Origin of the sequence: Oceanobacter sp. 3_MG-2023 (genome assembly GCF_030688925.1) — a bacterium.
Taxonomy (GTDB): Bacteria; Pseudomonadota; Gammaproteobacteria; order Pseudomonadales; family Oceanobacteraceae; genus Oceanobacter.
In genome coordinates, this window is record NZ_JAUYVX010000039.1 from 1 (window position 1) to 2063 (window position 2063).

A 2063-nucleotide genomic window follows, 5' to 3' on the forward strand; every position below is an offset into this window, starting at 1 on the left:
GTCACGGTTTGGTCGGTATGGTTACCAGCTCCATCGGTGGCGGTGACAGTAAAGCTGTAGCTTGGTTTGGTTTCGTAGTCGGCATCCGCCAACAACGTCACTTCGCCGGTGGCTGAGTTGATGCTGAAATACGCTGCATCGTCGCCTGAGAGGCTATAAACCGCCGTCGCATCATCCGTCGCCGCGGTGTAAATCACTGTGTTTTCACCGGAGTTCTCATCAATGACATCCGCCAACGTGCCAGAAGTAAATACAGGCCCCACTTCATCCAGATCATTGATCGCCAGAGTGACGGTCTGATCAGTGAAGTTACCAGCCCCATCGGTGGCGGTGACAATAAAGCTGTAACTGGACTTGGTCTCATAGTCGGCATCGGCCAACAAAGTGACTTCGCCTGTTACAGCATCGATCGAGAAGTACGCAGCATCTGCACCCGACAGACTGAAAGTGACTCCGTCAGAAATATCAGCAGTGTCATCAGCGGTGGCGGTATAAATCACACTGCCCGCACCGCTGTTTTCATCGATGGCAGTCGCGGTATCACCAGAGGTAATCGTCGGTGCGACTTCATCCAGGTTGTTGACCGCCAAGGTGACGGACTGGCTATCTTGTAAACCCGCGCCATCGGTGGCTGTAACAATAAAGCTGTAGCTGGACTTGCTCTCATAATCCGCATCCGCCAACAAAGCAACTTCGCCGGTGGCGGAGTTGATGCTGAAATACGCGGCATCGTCGCCAGAGAGCGAGAAAGTCACACCTCCAGAAATATCCGCGGAATCATCGGCCGTCGTGGTATACACCACTTGCCCGGCACCTGAGTTTTCATCGATTGCAGTAGCCGTCGCGCCAGACGTAATGCTTGGCGCTGCTTCATCCAGGTTATTAACCGCCAGGGTAACGGCCTGATTAGTAAAGTTACCGGCTCCATCGGTGGCGGTGACAGTAAAGCTGTAGCTGGACTTGGTCTCGTAATTGGCATCAGCCAATAACGTCACTTCGCCGGTGGCTGAATTAATGCTGAACAGCCCTGCATCGGCTCCCGAGAGGCTATAAACCGCCGTCGCATCATCCGTCGCTGCGGTGTAAATCACCGTGTTTTCACCGGAGTTTTCGTCAATGGCGGTCGCTGTTGAACCGGATGTAAATGCCGGTGCCACTTCATCCAGATCATTCACATCCAGTGTCACGGCTTGGCTATTTTGTAAACCCGCGCCGTCGGTGGCTGTAACAGTAAAGCTGTAGCTGGATTTGGTCTCATAGTCCGCATCGGCCAACAAAGTAACTTCGCCACTGCTGGTATCAATCGAGAAGTACGCAGCATCTGCACCCGACAGACCGAAACTCACGCCATCAGAAATATCAGCAGAGTCATCCGCAGTGGCGGTATAAATCACACTGCCGGCACCGCTGTTTTCATCGATCGCAGTAGCCGTCGCGCCGGAAGTAATCGTTGGCGCAATTTCGTCGAGGTTGTTTACATCGAGTGTAACCAGTTGATCAGTATGGTTACCGGCTCCGTCGGTAGCGGTGACAGTAAAGCTGTAGCTTGGTTTGGTTTCGTAATCGGCATCGACCAACAAAGTCACTTCGCCTGTAGCGGAGTTGATGCTGAACAGTGACGCATCTGTACCAGACAACGAATAAACCGCCGTCGCGTCATCGGTCGCTGCGGTGTAAATCACCGCGTTCTCACCGGTGTTTTCGTCAATGGCGGTCGCTGTTGAACCGGATGTAAATGCCGGTGCCACTTCATCCAGATCATTCACATCCAGTGTCACGGCTTGGCTATCTTGTAAACCAGCACCATCGGTGGCGATCACGACAAAGTTATAGCTGGATTTACTTTCGTAATCGGCATCCGCCAACAAAGTAACTTCGCCGGTGGCTGAGTTGATGCTGAACAGTGACGCATCTGTACCAGACAACGAATAAACCGCTGCCGCGTCGTCCGTGGTCGCGGTGTAAATAACCGAGCTGGCACCAGAATTTTCGTCAATGGCATCCGCCAGAGTCCCGGAGGTAAATACAGGCCCCACTTCATCCAGATCATTCACATCCAGTGT

The 2063-nt window shown here is 52.9% G+C and carries 1 protein-coding gene; it reads right to left on the minus strand.

The annotated features are described in order from the left end of the window. Positions 1 to 2063, minus strand: a 2063-nt coding sequence (locus Q8W32_RS16500; RefSeq protein WP_305415685.1) for a cadherin repeat domain-containing protein, incomplete at both ends; no start/stop codon positions are given.